The organism is Thermithiobacillus plumbiphilus (assembly GCF_038070005.1).
Taxonomy (GTDB): Bacteria; Pseudomonadota; Gammaproteobacteria; order Acidithiobacillales; family Thermithiobacillaceae; genus JBBPCO01.
This window is the reverse complement of record NZ_JBBPCO010000011.1, coordinates 35,777-54,729: the sequence shown is the minus strand read 5'-3', so window position 1 is coordinate 54,729 and position 18,953 is coordinate 35,777. Positions and strand designations below refer to the sequence as shown.

The following is an 18,953-nucleotide window of genomic DNA, read 5'->3' as shown; positions in this document are numbered from 1 at the left end:
GCCGGAGCGCCCCTTCTTTTGGCCGTGGCTGCCTTAAATCATGGCCGATTCATTTGAAATCTTGCCCTTGCCCAGATCGATCAGGATGTTCTTGCCTTCCAGCACCGTGGCGCAGGCCAGCAGGAATATTTCGATGAATTCACTGCGCTCTTCGTCAGGCAGTTTGGAAACACGATTGAAGGTGCCGAACATCGCGTCATGAAATGAGGCGATGAACAGGATCATGTGCTTGAGCTCTTCCTGATTGTTCGGGTTGGCGGGCTGAAAACCCTGGAACATGGCCGGTTCGCCCAGCTTGTCCTTGATGGTGGCAAACAGATGGTGGATATATTCGGCAGCAGACTTCCTCCCCTTGTTGTCAGCCAGCGTGAAGTCCGTGCTGACCTGCTCGCCACCCTTGGTTTTCAGGGTGATGCGCTTTTCGATGGGGCCGCTGGGCGGCGCAAAGGGGTTGATGATCATGTCCGGTCTCCGGGAGGGTGGCAGATTCTCTGGAAGCGTTCCGCGAGTCAGCCAGCACTTGCCTGGCGGAGGTTGCAGCTCTGGCATAGCAGGCGCGCCAGCTGGTCCTCCAGTTCGATCCGTTGCGCCAGAACCTCGCCCAGCTTCGACAGATCCTGGAACAGACTGTTGGTGATCTGGCAGTGATCTCCGCAATTGTACTTGTCGTTGAAGTCCAGCGCGGCTTCCGTGGTGCTGGCGATGGCGGGGTAGACCTCCTCGGCCACCTTGCGGATCTCATCGCGGCGCTCCTCGCCACGCAGGATGCGGTCATAGAGAATGAAATGGCCGGCAGCGATATAGTCGACCAGCTTCTGGCAGAAGGATTCCAGGAGTTCGGCAGGGGTGGTCCTGGCGGGTTTGTCTTCGAAGGGATCCAGGCCGGCCAGCCGGCAAAACAGCACCAGCACCTCGTTGCGTTCCGTGACCAGTTTCCGGACGAGTTCACCTGCCATGCTGCGCTTTTCGGATGTGTTGCCTGATGCTTCGTTTTGGCTATTCATTCCGATGCTTTCTCTCTTCATGGTCGAAATTTGACTATACCTTTTCGCGAACATTTTGTTAACCAGGAAAGGTACGGGATTCCAGCGCGTGGCCCGGATCAGGCCAGATGCGGGCGCTTATGAAGGATGGCGTGAGGGCACAAAGGCCCCGGCGCGGACGCCGGAGCCGCAAGATGGCACAGGGTTTGAGGTTCAGGGATTGACCTGGATCTGATTGATCACATTTTTCACGCCGGGCATGAACCAGGCGTCCGACTCCGCCATGTCGCGCTCCCTGGGGCCAATGACGGCGCCACTGAGGGTCACTACGTGGTCCTGCACCCGGACCTGGATCTGCGTGGCATCCACGTAGGGATCCTTTTCCAGGATGCGCAGCAGGTTATCACCCACTTCCAGATCATTATCCTCTTCCGCCGGCACGATGGCGATCCGGTTGCGCACGGCCCGGGTGCCAGGCACCCACCAGGCCAGCACGCCTGCCATGCGCATGCGCGCCAGACTGTCAGCCTGACCTTCGAGGGTGACGATGCCATCTTCAACGGCTACGTTGATATAGCATTCCAGGTCACCGCTCATCGGGCGCATCTCGCGCAGCCCCTCTGCATCCTGTTGCCGAATGGCATAGAAATGCAGTTCCGGCTCCTGCAGAAGCAGGTCGCGCACGTGATTGCGTATTTCCTCATCACCCATCCGGGATGCCGGTTTGACCGTCAGCAGGTCCCTTACCTCCTTGACGCCCTCGATGCCGGAAGCCAGTTCCACCGCGCGTTTCTTCGCGGCGATGTGCTCCACTTCGCCCGAAAGCAGCAGAACGCCATCCTCAAGGTCGATGTCCAGCGGGCTTTCATGCATGTCCAGGTGCGCCTCATGGGTCAGGACAGCCTTGAGTTCGTTCAGGATCTCATCGCGAGCAGCCATGGGATTGCCTCACATGTTTAACGAATTCCTGCCGGGGCCACAGCCCCGGCGAAACGCGGCAACAATGCGTGCTGCCGCGCATGATGCTGAAGATCAGGCATTCTTCATGATGCCGCTGAGTTTGGCATTGATGCGGTATTCCACCACCTTGCCTTTCTCCACCACGGCTTCGAGATGGTGGATGTAAACGGATTTGACATCCATGCGACCGGAGAAATCGGCCACTGCGCGGCTGGCCGCGTCTTCCCAGCTCTTTTCGGATTGCGAAAGCACTTCAAGTACGTTGATCGAGTCAGCCATTTTTGTTGCCTCCATGGAAAGTGCCTGGACTTGTCCTGCAAGGCCACCTTGCCCTGGCAGCCGGTGCAGGGGCGATTGGTGGGCACAGTTTCCACCCTTCAGGGTCGCTGATCCATCCAACCGAGGTTTCATGAAAGAAATGGCATCAAATCCGGATTTGATGGTCTAAGACGCTGCTCCATTGCTGGCGGGTTTCAGATCTGTTTGACGATCCCGGTGTTTACCGGCTTTTCCTGTATGATGATCGGCATGTCCACGCCCGGTGGGATGATCTGCCTGTTCGGCATTGGCGCGTTTTCCCAGGCTTTCCGGTCTTGCTGGGGAATCTGCCTTTGCTCCTGGGACGCCTCTGGTCTGTTGTCCTTCTCGTCCGTTGAAGCGGCTTCAGCCCAGCCTGAGAGGGGCGCGGCAATGCAGGCTCCCACCAGCAGGCTGGAAACTCGCCGGCACAGCTTGTTCATGAATGGGCTCCTCTACGGTTTTAACGTGGGGCAGGTCGGAAAGTATTGATATTTATCAGGGTTCCAGCCACTGGCTTGGGTTGTAAGCCCAAGGTCTGTCCCGGGCGCTAGGACTGAAGTCTGATACCGCTCAGGCCAGGTCTGGATATGATCGATATACGCATGTTCATTCCTTCGCCCGGCTCTGCCGGGCTTTTTTGTGCCGATGAATGGCAATTGCAGGTGCCGCCAAAGGCTTGCATATTCAGGCTTCCTCTCGCGCATATTTGCGCCTTGCGCTCAAAACATACGTTTTGCAAAAAGTTCCAGAAATATGTCTTTCGCCCTAAGACAAAGGTTGGGAAGAAGGAAAGGGGAGCTGGCGAAGGACCGGCAGCATTCCTTTTCCAGGAGCCAGGCTGGCAAGGATGGTGACCCTGGTAAAGAGAATCGTGGCCTGCAACCCGGTTTAAAAGGGAAGAATCGAAATCCTACTTGCGCTCGCGCAGGAGGTCGCGAATTTCGGTCAGCAGAGCTTCTTCGCGCGTGGGCGCGGGCGGTGTGCTGGGGCGCTCGACTTCCAGGCGGCGCAGGTGATTGATCACCCGTACCAGCAGGAAAACGGCAAACGCGACGATCAGGAAGCTGACGACCTGATTGAGAAACACGCCGTAGTTGATGGTCGGAGCGCCCGCGGCCTTGGCGGCGGCCAGGGAAGGGTAGGACCTGGCGGAGAGATTGACGTAAAGCTCGCTGAAATCCACCCGTCCGAGCAAAAGCCCGATGGGAGGCATGATGATGTCCGCTACCAGGGAGTTGACGATCTTGCCGAAAGCGGCGCCAATGATGATGCCGATGGCGAGGTCAACCACATTGCCCTTGATGGCAAATTGCCTGAATTCGGCAATCATGCCCATGAAGCCTCCAGTAAATATAAAGAGTTCGTCGCGAATGTCTCGACCACACGAAAGCCTATCGCCCCGGTCGTGGCGCTGCAAGGGCCGAGCGGCCCGTCCCGCCATCGAGTTGCGATATCCGCCCCAATCCTGCTGGCGCGCTCGACCACTGTTCCTGACGAAAGTCAGATAGGACTTTGGTCCGACAAATGTTGCTGCTCCTGATCTGTAAATGTCCGGAACTTCAGTTGAACTTTCTGCATTCGAGAGGAAATGGAAAAGCGTTGGAATCTGCCAACAGATTGCTGGTCAATGTTGTAAATAATCGCCATTGCATGATGGCTGGTCAGTGACTATTCTTGGAGTTGTTGAATGACCCTGAGGGATGCTGGATCTCTGCTCCGAGATCCGGCCTTTCCCGAATTGACGATCTCCCTATGGGAGACATGTGGGCGAATTGCTGATGAAAGTTTTCATACCAGTACTGCGATCATGCCTGCTGGCCCTGGCGCTTGGCAGTCCGATGGCCACATCGGCCATGACTGATGAGCCCGGCAACGTACCGCAACCGCTGCTGTTCATGGAAAACCAGATGAACATCGAGGGGAAAATGACAGCGGTTTTCACCGGCGACAAGGTTAGCGTCTCGATTCAGGGCGGCCCCCTGGAGATCCCGCTGGGTGAACACATCAATCGTGAGTCAAAAGATGCTGATCCTGCCGTCCAGGTCCCTGAGAAAAAGGCGCCCAGGGCTCTTGGTGCGGCCGCACTCGATGACAGGGAGTATGATCGCTTCGGCAGGGATGCCCAGGACCTTTCAATGGAGGTGCGGCCCGAGATCGGTAACGCCAGGTCTGGCGCGGGCCATGCAGGGCCCTGGGCTCAGCTAATGGCAAGCTACCTACAGGGCGGATTGTTCAGCCTGGATCCTGCGCTGGGGTTTTCCGGATCCGCTGTTTCCAGAACACGGCTGCGGCAGGTGAAAGTCTCGTCCGTTGGGAGGCTGACCCGCCCGCAAAAACTGCACATGCAGGCGCGGATGCATCGCTGAATTGGCGCTGTGTCCGGATAGTGCTGGGGAAGTGGCGCTCCCAAGGGGGTTCGAACCCCTGTTACCGACGTGAGAGGCCGGTGTCCTGGACCGCTAGACGATGGGAGCGTTGAATCACCCATTATATGCCGTTTTCCTCGCGTGGCAAGCCCATCTCCTGCTCCAGCGAATGCCCGATCAGTCGGCATGTCGCCTCCCGCTTCCCATCTGAACCTCTTTATGGTGTAAACTGTCCCGGTAATCCATGTATTGCCGTTGTGGCCGGGTCGCGGGCCACTTTCCTGACTTCATTGAGTGCAGGTCAAGGTTAAAAGGATTGGTTTCCTTAAAAGAATTCATCAATAGTGGCATTATCCCTGCTCCCGCGCCTGACGCTCAGACTCCTGAAATACAGGTTTCTGTGGAGCAGCCCTATCTCGTACCCCGGTCTGCGCATGAGCTGTCACGCAAACAGATCAGCCAGGCCGCACTCCGGGTTCTGTATGGCTTGAAGGACGCCGGGTTCCAGGCCTATCTCGTGGGCGGGGGCGTGCGTGACCTGCTGCTCGGCCGGGAGCCCAAGGATTTTGATGTCGTCACCGACGCCCGTCCTGAGGAGGTCCGGCGCATCTTCCGCAATGCCCGCCTGATCGGCCGGCGCTTCATTCTGGTGCATGTCTATTTCCAGCAGGAGATCATTGAAGTCGCCACCTTCCGCTGTGGCAATCAGCAAGCCGACGTGGAGGACACGCTTGATCCGGACGAAGCCCTGGATGAGGTGGAAGGCTGGGCTGATGCAATGGTGCAGGATGAGAACGGTCGGCTGCTGGCCGACAATCTCTATGGCAACCTGGAAGATGACATTTTCCGGCGCGACTTCACCGTCAACGCCCTGTACTACAACATTGCCGATTTCTCCATTCTGGATCGCGTCGGTGGCCTGGAGGACCTGCGGGCGGGGCGCCTGCGCGTCATCGGCGAGCCTGAGGTCCGCTACCGCGAGGATCCGGTTCGCATGCTGCGTGCCATCCGTTTCGCGGCGAAGCTTGGCTTTCGGCTGGCGCCGGAAACCGAGGCCCCCTTACAATCCCTCGGTCACCTGCTGCACGAGGTGCCACCGGCCCGGCTGTTCGACGAAAGCCTCAAGCTGTTTCTGGCGGGGCATGCCGTCGAGAGTTACGAATGGCTGCGGCAGCATGACCTCTTCCAGTATCTGTTCCCTGCCACCGAGCGGGCTCTCTCTCGGGAGCATGAGCACTTTCCGCTCATCCTGCTGCACAAGGCGCTTGAAAATACCGATGCCCGCATAGCCGAGGGCAAGCCGGTGACGCCCGCCTTTCTTTTCGCAGCCCTGCTCTGGGAGCCGGTGCGGCTGGAAGCGGATACCCTGGTGCAGCAGGGCATGCCCGAGGCGGTTGCGCTGCAGCAGGCCGCTTCGCAGGTGGTGCAAGAGCAGACCCGCCATATCGCCATTCCCAAGCGCTTCTCCGTGCCGATGCGCGAAATATGGGATCTTCAATCACGCTTTCAGCAAAGGCGCGGCCGCCGTCCCTTTTCGCTGTTGGCCCACCCGCGCTTTCGGGCGGCCTATGACTTTCTGCTGCTGCGCGTCGCTGCCGGCGAGGTCGCCGAGGAACTTGGCGCCTGGTGGACCGAGTTCCAGGACGCAAGCAATGAGCGCAAGATGACACTGGTGCGCGAGGCGCCGGTTGCTCCAGCCCCGACCACTCCGGGTGCCGAGGGTGTGGAAGGTGAGCCGGTGACGCGCGGGCCGCGTCGCCGCCGGCGCCGCACGACAAAGCGCAAGGATGTTGCGCAGCCGTGAGCGCTCCCCGAAAACCGCCAGATCACCCTGATCTCGCGCCGGAGCGCCCACCCCCCGAGTCCCCCCGCTGTCTGATCGTCACCCATGAGCAAGCCGATCTCGACGGCTTTGCCTCCCTGCTCGGGGCGCTATGCCTGCATCCGGATTGTGCTCCCGTACTGCCCGGTGGCGCCGCGCGCGATCTGCGCCGGCTTTTTCTTGCAAGACCGCATCTGGAAGCGAAGCTGCTGCCATTGTCGGCAGTGGACCCGGCCCAGGTCGAGCGCATGGTGCTGGTCGACTGCAGCGAGGCCGGCCGTCTGGGGCCCCTGGCACCGCTGGCCGACAGTCCTCGCGTGGTGCTGCAGGCCTATGATCACCATCCCGCAGCAGGGGTGACGCTCCCGCAGGTTCAGGTGGTCCATGCGCCGACTGGCGCCAACTCCACCCTGATCATCGAGCAGTTGCGGGCCAGAGGGATGACGGCTGATCCGGAACTGGCCACCCTGCTGGCTCTGGGCATCTTCGAGGATACCGGTGGCCTGACCTATCCCGGAGTGAAACCGCGTGATTTCCTGGCCCTGGCCTGGCTGCTGGAAAGGCAGGCGGATCTCGGATTCGTTGGGCGCTTCCTGCAGGAACGGCTCAATCCGGATCAGATCGAGTTGCTGGGTCGGCTTTTGCATGATCTGCAGTTGCTCGAACTTTCCGGCAAGCGGATTCTGCTCGCCTCGCTGGTCACCGAGGGCTATGTGGAGGATGCCGCCGTGCTGGTCAGCCGGCTGATGGATATGAAACAACCGGACGCCGCCTTTGTCCTGCTCGATTCGGGCGCGCGCATTTCCCTGATCGCGCGCTCGCGTGGCGAATCCGGCATGGCGGTGAATGAGATTGCCGCCCGCCTGGGTGGCGGCGGACATGCCGCCGCGGCTTCCGCCACCCTGCACGGCATGACGCTCGTGGAGGCCGAGGAAAGCCTGCTTGCCGTCCTGCACCAGCATCTTGCCCCCGTCCCGCTGGCGCGGGACTTCATGTCTCGCCCGGTGCATGCGCTGGAAGCATCCTGGACCATCCGGGATGCGCTGGACATGCTGGGCCGCTACCCACATCGCGGCATGCCCGTGCGGGATGAATCCGGCGCGCCGCTGGGCTACGTCCACCGTCAGTTGCTGGAGAACGCCATGCGCCATGGCCTGGGTGCGCGGCCCCTGGCAGACTACGTGGAAAGCCTGCCGGTGCTGGCAGAGCGGGCTACCTTGTCCAGTGTCCGCGAGCTGCTTGGTCGCTCGGCTGTGCCCATGATCGGTGTGCAGGATTCCCAGGGCCATCTGATCGGTGTGATCACGCCATGGGATGTCCGGCAGCTGGAAGCCAGCCATGCGCTGGAGCCTTCCCGGCCAGCGCCCAGGCGCAATCTCGCCGGACGGGTACGCGGGCAGTGGGGGCCTGCACGGGAAAGCCGCCTGCGCGAGCTCGGCGAGGTGGCGGCGTCATTGGACATGCGTGCCTATCTGGTGGGCGGCAGTGTGCGCGACCTCCTGCTCAATGCCCAGACCCAGGATGTCGATATCGTGGTGGAGGGCGAAGCGCCCGTACTGGCCCGTCAGCTGCAAGCCCGCAACCCCGAGCTGCAGGTCTCGGTTCACCCAAGCTTTGGTACCGCCACCCTGAGTTTTCCGGGCGGTGAGCGGCTGGACCTGGCGAGTAGCCGGGTGGAACATTATCCATCACCCGCCGCCTTGCCCCGGGTCGAATCCAGCGGGATACAGGCGGACCTGTGGCGGCGCGACTTCACCATCAACGCCATGGCCATGCACATCCATCCCGAGCGCTTCGGGGAGCTGCTGGATCCCTATCATGGCGCCACGGATCTCAAGGAGCGCCGTATCCGCGTGCTGCACAGCCTGTCTTTCATCGAGGATCCCACGCGCATCCTGCGGGCCCTGCGGTTTGAGCTGCGTCTGGGATTTCTCATGGACGCCATGAGTGAGCGTCTGGTCCGCAATGCCGTGCATCTGGATGTCTTCTCCCAGTTGTCCGGCGCGAGGCTCTGGCGTGAGCTGTCTTATCTGCTGGACCTGCCTCATGCACTGGCGCTGAGCGACCGGCTCTCTGAGCTGCACCTCTGGCCGGTGCTGCGTGGTGAACCGCTGGCGGATCCGGCGCGGTTCAGGGCCCGGGTCGCCCGGGCGGTGGACAGCCTGCGCTGGTATCGGCTGCTGTTTCGCGCTGCGCCGGAGGTCGCTGGCTGGCGGCTTTGGATACGCGTGTTCTGGGGGGATCTGGATGATGCGCGCCTGCGGCAACGCCTGCGGGAGTTCCAGTTGCCCGCGCGCGAGCTCTCTGCCGCCCTCTCGGATGTGGAAAAGCTGAGGCAGGCACGTTCCAGGCTGCTCAAGCCCCTGGATCCCTGGACCCGCTATCAGCTTCTGTCGCCCCTGAGCATGGAAGGATTGCTGGCCCTGCTGTCCTGGGATGAATGCGAAATCCTGCAGGCACAGGTTTCAGAATTCATCCAACATCAGTATGATCTGCGTCTTCCTCTGAGCGGCAAGGATCTGCAGGCCCTGGGTATACCCCGCGGGCCCCGCATCGGGGAGCTGCTGGCGCAATTGCGCCGGGCAGTGGTGGAAGGGCATGTCACGGATCGGGAAACGGCGAAACAGTGGATAAGGCAAAGCCTGCAGGCCTCGGAGAGCCATGCTCGATCGCAACCGCCTGGATAGGCCTGGGCAGCAATCTTCATGGACCCGCCAGTCAGGTCGGCAGGGCGCTGGAGGCCTTGGCTGGGCTGCCGGGCTGCCGCCTCATCGCCAGTTCCCGGCTGTACCGCACAGCACCAGTCGGCGGCATTGCCCAGCCTGACTACGTGAATGCCGTCGCCGGCCTTGAAACCACCCTGGATCCTGAAGCCCTGTTCGACTGCCTGCTTGCCATCGAGGCCGGGGCCGGCAGACAGCGCCAGCTGGAGCAGCGCTGGGGACCTCGCGTGCTCGATCTGGATCTGCTGTTCTATGGTGACCGGGTGATGCATGGCGAGCGCCTGGAGATCCCGCACCCGCGTGCCTGCGAGCGGGCCTTTGTGCTTGGGCCGCTGGCGGAAGTGGCGGGCGACTGGGTGCTGCCTGGTGGCCTCACGGCCCGCGATGCCTGGCTGCGCTGCCCAGACAGGCATCTGGTGCAGCCGCTGAAGCAGGCTGAATGATCCCGGCTTCCGAAAACGAGTGAATATCTTGACGCAATTGCGCTACATTGCCGTGGAAGGCCCCATTGGGGTCGGCAAGAGTACCCTTGCCAGACGGCTGGCCGAAGCACTTGGCTTTTCCCTCCTGCTGGAACTGCCGGAGGAGAATCCCTTCCTGCCGGCCTTCTATGAGGAGCCCGCGCGTCATGCCCTGGCGGTACAGTTGTTCTTTCTGTTGCAGCGCGCCCGGCAGATGGAGGGACTGCGCCAGGCAGACCTGTTCAGGCCCGGCATCGTGGCGGACTTCATGTGGGACAAGGACCGGTTGTTTGCTGCCCTGAACCTCGGAGAGGAGGAGTTTTCCCTGTATAATCAGGTGCACGAGGCGCTCAAGCCACCTGTCACGACACCGGATCTCATTATTTATCTGCGGGCCGGCGTGGGATTTCTGCAAGGTCGCATCCGCCGGCGTGGCATCGTTCACGAACAGGCAATTTCCGGAAATTATCTGCAAGCTCTCGTGAATGGCTATGATCGCCTTTTCGATCATTATCAGGCCTCGCCCGTGCTGAGGATCGATGCCGAAAGCCACGATTTCGAGCATCATCCGCAGGACTTCGCGGCCTTGCTTCAGCGCATTCGCTCGGCAGGCGCCAGCGCCATGCTACAGGATAGGGATTTCTAAATGGCTGATTCCGACAAGCTGCCAGCCCGGGTCAGGCGCCAGAGCCTCATTGACTGGGATCGCGCCCGCGGCAAGCAAACCCTGGCGGTGTTGACCGCTTATGACTACACCTTCGCAAGACTTGCGGATCGCGCCGGGGCTGATGCCCTGCTGGTGGGCGATTCGCTGGGCATGACCTTCGCTGGCGAGGACAACACCCTGTCCGTCACCCTGGAGCAGATGGTCTATCATACCCGCGCCGTCGCCCGGGGCCGCGAGCGTGCCCTGCTGATCAGCGATCTGCCCTTCCTGAGCTATCAGGAGAGCCCGGAACAGGCCTTGCGCAGCGCCGGTGAGTTGTTGCGCGCTGGGGCTGAGGTCGTCAAGCTCGAAGGCGGAGCGGTCATGGCCGAAACCGTGGCCTTTCTCAGCGCCCGCGGCATCCCCGTCTGTGGGCATATCGGCCTGACACCGCAATCGGTGCACCAGTTGGGCGGCTATCGCCAGCAGGGGCGTGATGAAGTCACGGCTGCCCGTCTGCGTGAGGATGCGCGCCAGCTGGTGGCCGCCGGCGCCCGCCTGCTGGTGCTGGAGGCCATGCCGGCCGATCTGGCAGCCCAGATCACGGCGGAATCCACCGTGCCCACCATCGGCATCGGCGCCGGGCCGCACTGCGATGCCCAGGTGCTGGTCATGCAGGATGTGCTTGGCCTTTTCCTGGGCCAGAGCCCCGGTTTCGTCAGACGCTACCTGGAAGGAGCCGCACTCTGCCAGGATGCCCTGGCCCGGTTCGTGGACGATGTCCATCAGCGCGCCTATCCCGGGTCCGGAGAGGGCTGAGCATGGAGCTGCTGCAGGACCTTGAAGCGCTCGCCGACTGGCGGCGCATCAATCCGGGCCCAGTACTCGTGCCCACCATGGGCAATCTCCACGCGGGGCACCTGGCACTGGTGCGCCGCGGTCAGGAAACCGGCAGGCCGGTGATCGTCAGCATCTTTGTCAATCCCCTGCAGTTCGGGCCAGCGGAAGACTTTTCCAGCTATCCACGCACCCTGGAGCAGGATCTGGCCCGCTTGCGCCCGGCCGGCGTGGCCGCCGTATTCGCTCCCTCGGAGCAGGCCCTCTACCCCCTGGGCAGGCAGGGCTTGACGACGGTGGTCCCGCCCGCCGAGCTGAGCGAGCGGCTGTGTGGGCTGGCCCGGCCCGGCCATTTCACTGGCATGGCGACCGTCGTCGCCAAGCTCTTTGGTCTGGTGCAGCCTGGGGCGGCGGTATTCGGCGAGAAGGACTTCCAGCAGTTGCAGATCATTCGCCGCATGGTGCTGGACCTGAATCTGCCGGTGGAAATCGTGGCGGTGCCGACCCTGCGCGAGCCGGACGGCCTTGCCCTGAGTTCCCGCAACGGCTATCTGGATGCCGGACAACGCAAGCTGGCGCCACTGCTTTATCAGGTGCTGTGCGGGCTGGCGGCTGCGCCTGCAAGCGACGCCGCCAGGGAGAGGGCCTGGTCGCGTCTGGAGTCGGCGGGCTTTCAACCTGAATATCTGGACTTGCTCGACGCCGCCACCCTGCAGCCCGCCGAGGGCGGGGGAGCGCTGCGCTGGTTTGCCGCCGCCCGGCTTGGCAGGACCCGGCTCATTGATAATGTCCCTGTAAATCCGCGATAATAGTCACAATTTCGTTGGTCGCCGCAGGTGGCATTCATCCCGGGCAGGCCGGTAAGGAGAAATTTGTGTTCATTCAAATGCTCAAGGCAAAGCTTCACCGCGCCACGGTCACGCACTCCGAACTGCACTATGAGGGTTCCTGCGCGATCGACGCCGAGCTGCTGGCTGCGGCGGGCATCCGCGAGTACGAGCAGATTCATATCTATAACGTGAACAACGGCGAGCGCTTCACGACCTACGCCATCGTCGCGGAGGCCGGGTCCGGCATCATTTCGGTGAACGGCGCCGCTGCGCACAAGGCCTCACCGGGAGATCTGGTGATCATCGCCGCCTACTGCGGGCTGGACAACGCCGAGGCTGCCCGCCACAAGCCGCGCCTGGTCTATGTGGACGAGGGCAACCGGATAGCACGCATCGGCCACGATATCCCCGTTCAGGCAGCATCCTGAAGTCATCCCCTGGCTGTGCGGCGCCTCAGTCCAGCAGTGCTCGGGCGTCCGGCAGATGGCATCGAACCGATCCGGCCAGACTGACTCCAAGGAGGATCGGTTTCGATTCTGAGTACTCTCTGCAGGAGGCCTTATGCAGATCTCCAAAGCCGGCCCGCGCGCGGTCTGTGAAGCGGAAGCCCTTGAGCCTGGCGTCCCTCTCTGGAAACTGGTGCCGACCCGGGACGAGGATGGGCGTCCTGTCAGTGATTTCATGATGCTCATCCCGCATCTGGGCAAGCAGTCGCCGGAGATCATCGATGCCTGCCTGCAACGCATCCAGGCAGTGCTCGTGCACTATCGCGAAGTGGTCTTCGCCAACTTCAACATGAAGCTGAACGTGCTCTGGGTGTCGGTACGAAACCGTCCGGGCGTTACCCTGGAGATCGCGACCGCGATCAAGTTGCATGTACCCCAGGCCTTGCTGGTGGCGCCCAAGCTGGAGCGCTGAGGCATCCTGCCTGTTCTATCTGGATGCGGATCTGCTGCTTGCCGCATCCTTGGCCGGTGATTGGAGAAAGGCTTGCAGAGCAGGCGACACTTGAAGACATTTCTGCAGGCTGGCGTATCCGCTGTCCTGCTCTACTGGGTATTCCGGGATTTGGACTGGCAGAAGCTTGGCCTGATTCTGGCAGGCATGCACATGCCATGGTTTCTGGCCGGGATCGTCCTGTACTGGCTCAATCTCGCCTGCTCGGCCTGGCGCAGTCGTTATGTCATGCAGGGCCTTGGCAGCCCCATGCCCTATCCGCTGCTGCTGCGCCTGACTGGCATTGGCGCCTTTTTCAATCAGGTCCTTCCGGGTGCGGTCTCGGGCGATGCCGTACGCGCCTATCTCAGCAGACCTTACACCCAGAGTCTTGCGCTGGCAGTGGCGGCGGTCTTTGGCGAACGCCTGATCGGCCTGGGTGTGCTGATTGCAGTGGCAGTGCTTGCATTCGTGCTGGGTGGCTTCTGGCTGGCAAGCCTGCCGCCGGTCGGCTTGCTGCTCGGCCTGATTGCCCTGGCCTATCTCGCTGGCATGGCCGTGCTGCTCTGGTCAGGTCTGGACCGGATTGCCCGGCGGGCGGGCAGGCTGGGAGAGAAGCTCTGCGAGGTGCGTCTGGCGCTGGCGACCCTGTTTCAAGGGCATGCCTGCCGCTGGCGCGTGCTGGCACTCTCCCTGCTGGTGCAGCTGATTTCGATCGCCATGTTCGTGGTGCTCGGCAAGGCGCTGGGCGTGTCACTCGATGCCGCGGCCATCTGGGTGCTCTGGCCTTTGGTCAGCCTTCTCACCGTCCTGCCCCTGACCCTGGGTGGCTGGGGTCTGCGCGAAAGCCTGCTGGTATACTTTTTGGCCTATAGCGGGGTGGCGGCGGAGCAGGCGCTTGCCTTGTCCCTGCTCGCGGGGTTCACGGTCCTGCTGGCGAGTCTGCCGGGTGGCATCTTCTGGCTATCGCTCGATCGGCGACAGGCGGTGGCGGGCGCCCTGACGGGTCAGACCTGAGCTGGCGAGGTATATTTGCGCCGCTGCGGGCTTTCGCATTGACCCGGAAGCCGGTTTTTCTTAAAATTCCAGGAAATCCATAAAAGTATTTCATTGATTTTTCAGGGTTCTTGGCGGGAGGGGTTGCCCCTCCCGTTTTTGCATGTGCAGTTCAGGAGCGTACAGGCGTGAAAGCATTGCTGGCATTGGAAGATGGCGCGCTGTTTTGGGGTGAGAGTGTGGGCGCCGAAGGGCAGAGCGTGGGCGAATTGTGCTTCAACACCGCCATGACCGGCTATCAGGAAATCCTCACGGACCCTTCCTATGCCCGGCAGATCGTCACCCTGACCTATCCTCACGTGGGCAATGTCGGGGTGAATGCCGTCGATACCGAAAGCAGCCGGGTCCATGCTGCCGGCCTGGTGATCCGCGATCTGCCGCGCCGGGCGAGCAGCTGGCGCCTTGAACGGCCCCTCGAAGATTATCTGCGAGAAAATCAGGTGGTCGCCATCGCTGGTGTCGATACCCGGCAACTGACCCGGATCCTGCGCGAAAAGGGGGCCCAGAACGCCGCCCTGGTGGCTGGCCCGGATATCGATCCCCAGGCCGCCATAGCCGCCGCCCGGGAGTTTGCCGGGCTGGTTGGCATGGACCTGGCGCGCGATGTCAGCGTGGCCGAGCCCTATCTGTTTGCCCAGGGCAGCTGGCGCCTTGATGCCGGCTTGCCGGAGGCGCCCGCCTCACTGGAAGAGGCCCTGCCGCGTCACATCGTGGCCTATGACTATGGCATCAAGAGCAACATCCTGCACATGTTGGTCGATCGCGGTTGCCGGGTCACGGTAGTGCCGGCGCAGACCCCGGCGGAAACCGTGCTGGCCCTGAGGCCGGATGGGGTGTTTCTATCCAACGGTCCCGGGGATCCGGAGCCGATGCGCTATGCCCAGCAGGCCACCCGCGAGTTGCTGGAACAGGGCGTGCCGACCTACGGCATCTGTCTTGGCCACCAGCTGCTGTGTCTGGCGCTGGGCGCCAGGTCGGTCAAAATGAAATTTGGCCATCATGGTGCCAATCATCCGGTCAAGGATCTCGATAGCGGTCGCGTCCTGATCAGCAGCCAGAATCATGGTTTCGCCATCGAGCCTAACAGCCTGCCAGCCAGCCTGCGTGTTACCCATGTATCGCTCTTCGACGGTAGCCTGCAGGGGGTGGCGCATACCGAACTGCCGGCCTTCAGCTTTCAGGGGCATCCCGAAGCGAGCCCCGGACCAGGCGACATGGGCTACCTTTTCGATCGATTCATTGAGCAGGTAGACGCCTACCGCAAGAGCCGCAACCATGCCAAAACGTACTGATATCAAAAGCATTCTGCTGATTGGCGCCGGGCCCATCGTGATTGGTCAGGCCGCCGAGTTCGACTATTCCGGCGCCCAGGCCTGCAAGGCCCTGCGTGCCGAGGGATACCGGGTCATCCTGGTGAACTCCAATCCGGCCACCATCATGACCGATCCCGAGATGGCCGACGCCACCTACATCGAGCCCATTGAATGGCGCACGGTGGCGAAGATCATCGAGGTCGAGCGGCCCGATGCCATCCTGCCGACCATGGGCGGGCAGACCGCGCTCAATTGCGCCCTGGATCTCGCCCGCGAAGGCGTGCTGGAACAATACGGGGTGGCGCTGATCGGGGCCTCGATCGACGCCATTCGCAAGGCAGAGGACCGCGATCTTTTCAAGCAGGCCATGCAGAAGATCGGTCTCGACATGCCGCGCTCCGCCTTCGCCCATTCCATGGAAGAAGCGCGTATGGTGGTTGAGGATATCGGCTTCCCCGCCATCATCCGGCCGTCCTTCACCATGGGGGGCTCCGGGGGCGGCATCGCCTACAACCGCGAGGAGTTCGAAGAAATCGTGCCGCGCGGCCTCGACGCCAGCCCCAGCAGCGAGGTCCTGATCGAAGAATCCGTGATCGGCTGGAAGGAATACGAGATGGAGGTGGTGCGTGACCGCAAGGACAACTGCATCATCATCTGCTCGATCGAGAACCTCGATCCCATGGGCATCCATACCGGGGACTCCATCACGGTCGCACCCGCGCAGACGCTCACCGACAAGGAATACCAGATCATGCGCAATGCCGCCATTGCGGTGCTGCGCGAGATCGGCGTGGAAACGGGTGGCTCGAACGTGCAGTTCGCCATCAACCCCGAAAATGGCCGCATGATCATCATCGAGATGAATCCGCGGGTATCGCGTTCCTCGGCCTTGGCCTCCAAGGCGACCGGTTTCCCGATTGCCAAGATTGCGGCCAAGCTGGCCGTGGGTTACAGCCTCGACGAACTGCAAAACGACATCACCCAGGCCACGCCGGCGAGTTTCGAGCCCACCATCGATTACGTGGTGACCAAGATCCCGCGCTTCACCTTCGAGAAGTTCCCGCAGGCAGATGCCCGCCTGACCACCCAGATGAAATCGGTGGGCGAGGTGATGGCCATGGGCCGCACCTTCCAGGAATCCTTCCAGAAGGCGCTGCGCGGTCTTGAGGTAGGCGTGGACGGCCTGGATGAAAAGGTGGACAGGGACGATCCGGAAGCCGTGGCGCGCATTGAGCAGGAACTTCTGGTGCCCGGTGCCGATCGCATCTGGTTCGTGGCGGATGCCTTCCGCATGGGCTGGAGCCTGGACCGGGTGTATGAGGCCACCCGCATCGATCCCTGGTTTCTGGAGGAGATCGAGGAGATCGTCAGGACCGAAGAGGAGCTGCGCGGGCAGGCCCTTGCTGACCTGGATGCCGGGCGTCTCCTGCAGCTCAAGCGCATGGGCTTTTCCGACCGGCGTCTGGCCCGCCTGCTGGGTGCCACCGAAACCGCGCTGCGTGAAACTCGCCAGCGGTTCGGCGTCCGTCCGGTCTACAAGCGCGTCGATACCTGTGCCGCCGAATTCGATTCCCGCACGCCCTACATGTATTCCACCTATGAGGCGGAATGCGAGTCGCAGCCTACGGATCGCGACAAGATCCTGATCCTCGGCGGCGGGCCCAACCGTATCGGCCAGGGCATCGAGTTCGACTACTGCTGCGTGCATGCCGCGCTGGCCCTGCGCGAGGATGGCTACGAGACCATCATGGTCAACTGCAACCCGGAAACGGTCTCGACCGATTACGATACCTCCGACCGTCTCTACTTCGAGCCGGTGACTCTGGAAGACGTGCTCGAAATCGTGCAGCTCGAAAAACCCAAGGGCGTGATCGTGCAGTTTGGCGGCCAGACGCCGCTGAAACTTGCCAATGCACTGGAGGCCGCCGGCGTGCCGATCATCGGCACCACACCGGATTCCATCGATCTGGCCGAGGATCGCGAGCGCTTCCAGCAGTTGCTGGAGCGTGATGGATTGCGCCAGCCGCCCAACCGGATTGCCCGCACACCCGAACAGGCGCGCGAGAAAGCTGCGGAGATCGGCTATCCGCTGGTGGTCCGGCCTTCCTATGTGCTCGGCGGGCGGGCCATGGAGATCGTGTATAGCGAGACCGATCTCGATCGCTACATGCGCGAGGCGGTGCGGGTGTCCGAAGACCAGCCGGTGCTGCTCGACCGCTTCCTGAATGATGCCACCGAGGTCGACATCGATGCCGTCAGCGATGGTGAGCAGGTGATCCTGGGCGGCATCATGGAGCATATCGAGCAGGCCGGCGTGCACAGTGGCGACTCCGCCAGCTCACTACCGCCGTTCAGTCTGTCGCCAGCCATCCAGGCTCAGTTGCGGGACCAGACCCGCATGCTGGCCAGGTCGCTTGGGGTGGTCGGGCTCATGAACGTCCAGTTCGCGGTGCAGGGCGAGGATGTCTATGTCCTTGAGGTGAATCCGCGCGCATCGAGAACCGTGCCATTTGTCTCCAAGGCCACGGGCAGGCCGCTGGCCAAGATCGCTGCTCGCTGCATGGCCGGCAGCAGTCTGGCCAGCCAGGGTATCCATGCGGAGATCGCGCCGCGCCATTACAGCGTCAAGGAATCGGTCTTCCCCTTCATCAAGTTCCCCGGCGTGGATGTGCTGCTCGGGCCCGAGATGAAGTCCACCGGTGAGGTGATGGGCGTCGGCGCCACCTTTGGCGAGGCCTTCCTGAAGGCGCAGATGGGAGCCGGCGAACGCCTGCCAGAGGCTGGCCGGGTATTCCTTAGCGTGCGCGACGCCGACAAGCCAGGTTTGATCGCCGTTGCCCGCGGCCTGGAGGAGCTGGGTTTCGAGTTGATGGCGACGCGCGGCACCGCGGCCTATCTGGCCGAGCGGGGCATCCCGGTCGAAACGGTCAACAAGGTCACCCAGGGGCGGCCGCATATCGTCGACCACATCAAGAATGGCGATGTCTGCCTGATCATCAATACCGTGGAAGAGGCGGAAGCGGTGCGCGCGTCCTACAGCATCCGCCGGGCTGCGCTCCAGCAGCGCATCACCTACTACACGACCCTGGCTGGCGCCCAGGCTGCCTATGCCGCCCTGCGGATGCGGGTCGGCAGCGAGCCAGGCGTGACGCAGTTGCAGCAACTACATGAGCGTATCAACCACGAGAATAGTGAACGCAGTCTGAAGGAGGAGCGTGCATGACCAGCAAGGTGCCAATGACCGTGACAGGGGCCCAGCGGCTCAGGGACGAACTGCATCGCCTGAAAACCGTAGAGCGTCCGTCGGTGATCGAGGCGATTGCGGAGGCCCGTTCCAAGGGGGATCTGTCGGAAAATGCGGAATACGATGCCGCCAAGGAACGACAGGGCTTTATCGAGGGCCGCATCATGGAACTCGAAGACAAGCTTGCCCGGGCCCAGATCATCGATCCTGCGACCCTGAGTGCCGATGGTCGCGTCGTGTTTGGCTCGACGGTACGCCTTGAGGATGCCGAAGGCGTTCAGGTGACCTACCAGATCGTCGGCGACGACGAGGCGGACCTGAAGGAAAACAAGGTCTCGATCAGCTCACCCATTGCCCGCGCCCTGATCAGCAAGCGCGAAGGCGACGTGGTCGAGGTCAAGGCTCCCATTGGTGTGCGGGAGTACGAGATCCTTCAGGTGACTTATCAGTAAGCGTCTGAAACCAGCGTGCCGGCC

General features: G+C 62.1%; 20 protein-coding genes and 1 tRNA gene. 14 read left to right on the top strand and 7 right to left on the bottom strand.

Features of this window, described 5'->3' with window-relative positions:
• Nucleotides 1-33: 33 nt before the first annotated feature.
• From WOB96_RS11335 to WOB96_RS11315, 5 genes are all read right to left on the bottom strand, one after another.
• Nucleotides 34-462, bottom strand: a complete 429-nt coding sequence (locus WOB96_RS11335; protein WP_341371407.1) for a hypothetical protein — start codon at nt 460-462, stop codon at nt 34-36.
• 47 nt (nt 463-509) lie between these two features.
• Nucleotides 510-1,004 (bottom strand): Rsd/AlgQ family anti-sigma factor, encoded by a 495-nt coding sequence (locus WOB96_RS11330; RefSeq protein WP_341371406.1) that lies wholly within the window; start codon nt 1,002-1,004, stop codon nt 510-512.
• Nucleotides 1,005-1,196: 192 nt separating this feature from the next.
• Complete coding sequence (locus WOB96_RS11325; RefSeq protein ID WP_341371405.1) at nt 1,197-1,922, bottom strand: BON domain-containing protein; 726 nt, start codon at nt 1,920-1,922, stop codon at nt 1,197-1,199.
• Between the two features lie 93 nt (nt 1,923-2,015).
• A complete protein-coding gene (locus WOB96_RS11320; protein WP_341371404.1) occupies nt 2,016-2,222 on the bottom strand; it encodes a dodecin domain-containing protein in 207 nt (68 codons plus the stop codon).
• Nucleotides 2,223-2,416: 194 nt separating this feature from the next.
• On the bottom strand, nt 2,417-2,683 hold the full coding sequence (locus WOB96_RS11315) for a hypothetical protein (RefSeq protein WP_341371403.1): 267 nt from the start codon (nt 2,681-2,683) through the stop codon (nt 2,417-2,419).
• Between the two features lie 147 nt (nt 2,684-2,830).
• Between WOB96_RS11315 and WOB96_RS11310 the strand changes: the two genes are divergently transcribed.
• Nucleotides 2,831-3,097: a hypothetical protein gene (locus tag WOB96_RS11310; RefSeq protein ID WP_341371402.1), complete on the top strand. Its 267-nt coding sequence runs from the start codon at nt 2,831-2,833 to the stop codon at nt 3,095-3,097.
• A gap of 56 nt (nt 3,098-3,153) precedes the next feature.
• Here the strand turns inward: WOB96_RS11310 and mscL are convergent, their stop codons facing one another.
• Nucleotides 3,154-3,579, bottom strand: a complete 426-nt coding sequence (gene mscL, locus WOB96_RS11305; protein WP_341371401.1) for a large-conductance mechanosensitive channel protein MscL — start codon at nt 3,577-3,579, stop codon at nt 3,154-3,156.
• Nucleotides 3,580-4,021: 442 nt separating this feature from the next.
• Between mscL and WOB96_RS11300 the strand changes: the two genes are divergently transcribed.
• Nucleotides 4,022-4,609 carry a hypothetical protein gene (locus WOB96_RS11300; protein ID WP_341371400.1) on the top strand — a complete coding sequence of 196 codons (588 nt, stop codon included), beginning with the start codon at nt 4,022-4,024 and terminating at the stop codon, nt 4,607-4,609.
• Nucleotides 4,610-4,641: 32 nt separating this feature from the next.
• On the opposite strand, the gene WOB96_RS11295 is transcribed toward WOB96_RS11300, so the two are convergent.
• A tRNA-Glu gene (locus WOB96_RS11295) sits at nt 4,642-4,717 on the bottom strand.
• 292 nt (nt 4,718-5,009) lie between these two features.
• On the opposite strand from WOB96_RS11295, the gene pcnB reads away from it, so the two are divergent.
• The 12 genes from pcnB to greA all read left to right on the top strand — a co-directional run bounded on the left by pcnB (nt 5,010) and on the right by greA (nt 18,929).
• On the top strand, nt 5,010-6,413 hold the full coding sequence (pcnB, locus tag WOB96_RS11290) for a polynucleotide adenylyltransferase PcnB (protein WP_341371399.1): 1,404 nt from the start codon (nt 5,010-5,012) through the stop codon (nt 6,411-6,413).
• Entirely contained in the window at nt 6,410-9,118 is a 2,709-nt protein-coding gene (locus tag WOB96_RS11285) for a CBS domain-containing protein (protein ID WP_341371398.1), read from the top strand. Before pcnB ends, WOB96_RS11285 begins: the two co-directional genes overlap by 4 nt.
• Entirely contained in the window at nt 9,058-9,597 is a 540-nt protein-coding gene (gene folK, locus WOB96_RS11280) for a 2-amino-4-hydroxy-6-hydroxymethyldihydropteridine diphosphokinase (RefSeq protein WP_341371397.1), read from the top strand. Before WOB96_RS11285 ends, folK begins: the two co-directional genes overlap by 61 nt.
• A 28-nt stretch (nt 9,598-9,625) precedes the next feature.
• Nucleotides 9,626-10,261 (top strand): deoxynucleoside kinase, encoded by a 636-nt coding sequence (locus WOB96_RS11275; protein WP_341371396.1) that lies wholly within the window; start codon nt 9,626-9,628, stop codon nt 10,259-10,261.
• Nucleotides 10,262-11,080: a 3-methyl-2-oxobutanoate hydroxymethyltransferase gene (panB, locus tag WOB96_RS11270; protein WP_341371395.1), complete on the top strand. Its 819-nt coding sequence runs from the start codon at nt 10,262-10,264 to the stop codon at nt 11,078-11,080.
• Between the two features lie 2 nt (nt 11,081-11,082).
• A complete protein-coding gene (gene panC / locus WOB96_RS11265) occupies nt 11,083-11,907 on the top strand; it encodes a pantoate--beta-alanine ligase (RefSeq protein ID WP_341371394.1) in 825 nt (274 codons plus the stop codon).
• 65 nt (nt 11,908-11,972) lie between these two features.
• Nucleotides 11,973-12,356, top strand: a complete 384-nt coding sequence (gene panD, locus WOB96_RS11260) for an aspartate 1-decarboxylase (protein WP_341371393.1) — start codon at nt 11,973-11,975, stop codon at nt 12,354-12,356.
• Between the two features lie 133 nt (nt 12,357-12,489).
• A complete protein-coding gene (locus WOB96_RS11255; protein WP_341371392.1) occupies nt 12,490-12,846 on the top strand; it encodes a hypothetical protein in 357 nt (118 codons plus the stop codon).
• A gap of 90 nt (nt 12,847-12,936) precedes the next feature.
• Entirely contained in the window at nt 12,937-13,881 is a 945-nt protein-coding gene (locus WOB96_RS11250) for a lysylphosphatidylglycerol synthase transmembrane domain-containing protein (RefSeq protein ID WP_341371391.1), read from the top strand.
• Between the two features lie 167 nt (nt 13,882-14,048).
• Nucleotides 14,049-15,212 carry a glutamine-hydrolyzing carbamoyl-phosphate synthase small subunit gene (gene carA, locus WOB96_RS11245; protein WP_341371390.1) on the top strand — a complete coding sequence of 388 codons (1,164 nt, stop codon included), beginning with the start codon at nt 14,049-14,051 and terminating at the stop codon, nt 15,210-15,212.
• A complete protein-coding gene (gene carB / locus WOB96_RS11240; RefSeq protein WP_341371389.1) occupies nt 15,196-18,456 on the top strand; it encodes a carbamoyl-phosphate synthase large subunit in 3,261 nt (1,086 codons plus the stop codon). The genes carA and carB overlap by 17 nt, the downstream gene beginning before the upstream one ends.
• Nucleotides 18,453-18,929: a transcription elongation factor GreA gene (greA, locus tag WOB96_RS11235; RefSeq protein ID WP_341371388.1), complete on the top strand. Its 477-nt coding sequence runs from the start codon at nt 18,453-18,455 to the stop codon at nt 18,927-18,929. Before carB ends, greA begins: the two co-directional genes overlap by 4 nt.
• Nucleotides 18,930-18,953 lie beyond the last annotated feature (24 nt).

Coding starts and splice junctions, on each gene's coding strand:
- WOB96_RS11335 (WP_341371407.1), bottom strand. CDS start 462: ATGATCATCAACCCCTTTGCGCCGCCCAGCGGCCCCATCGAAAAGCGC.
- WOB96_RS11300 (WP_341371400.1), top strand. CDS start 4,022: ATGAAAGTTTTCATACCAGTACTGCGATCATGCCTGCTGGCCCTGGCG.
- panC (WP_341371394.1), top strand. CDS start 11,083: ATGGAGCTGCTGCAGGACCTTGAAGCGCTCGCCGACTGGCGGCGCATC.
- WOB96_RS11330 (WP_341371406.1), bottom strand. CDS start 1,004: ATGAATAGCCAAAACGAAGCATCAGGCAACACATCCGAAAAGCGCAGC.
- mscL (WP_341371401.1), bottom strand. CDS start 3,579: ATGGGCATGATTGCCGAATTCAGGCAATTTGCCATCAAGGGCAATGTG.
- carB (WP_341371389.1), top strand. CDS start 15,196: ATGCCAAAACGTACTGATATCAAAAGCATTCTGCTGATTGGCGCCGGG.
- greA (WP_341371388.1), top strand. CDS start 18,453: ATGACCAGCAAGGTGCCAATGACCGTGACAGGGGCCCAGCGGCTCAGG.
- WOB96_RS11325 (WP_341371405.1), bottom strand. CDS start 1,922: ATGGCTGCTCGCGATGAGATCCTGAACGAACTCAAGGCTGTCCTGACC.
- WOB96_RS11310 (WP_341371402.1), top strand. CDS start 2,831: ATGATCGATATACGCATGTTCATTCCTTCGCCCGGCTCTGCCGGGCTT.
- WOB96_RS11255 (WP_341371392.1), top strand. CDS start 12,490: ATGCAGATCTCCAAAGCCGGCCCGCGCGCGGTCTGTGAAGCGGAAGCC.
- panB (WP_341371395.1), top strand. CDS start 10,262: ATGGCTGATTCCGACAAGCTGCCAGCCCGGGTCAGGCGCCAGAGCCTC.
- WOB96_RS11320 (WP_341371404.1), bottom strand. CDS start 2,222: ATGGCTGACTCGATCAACGTACTTGAAGTGCTTTCGCAATCCGAAAAG.
- WOB96_RS11315 (WP_341371403.1), bottom strand. CDS start 2,683: ATGAACAAGCTGTGCCGGCGAGTTTCCAGCCTGCTGGTGGGAGCCTGC.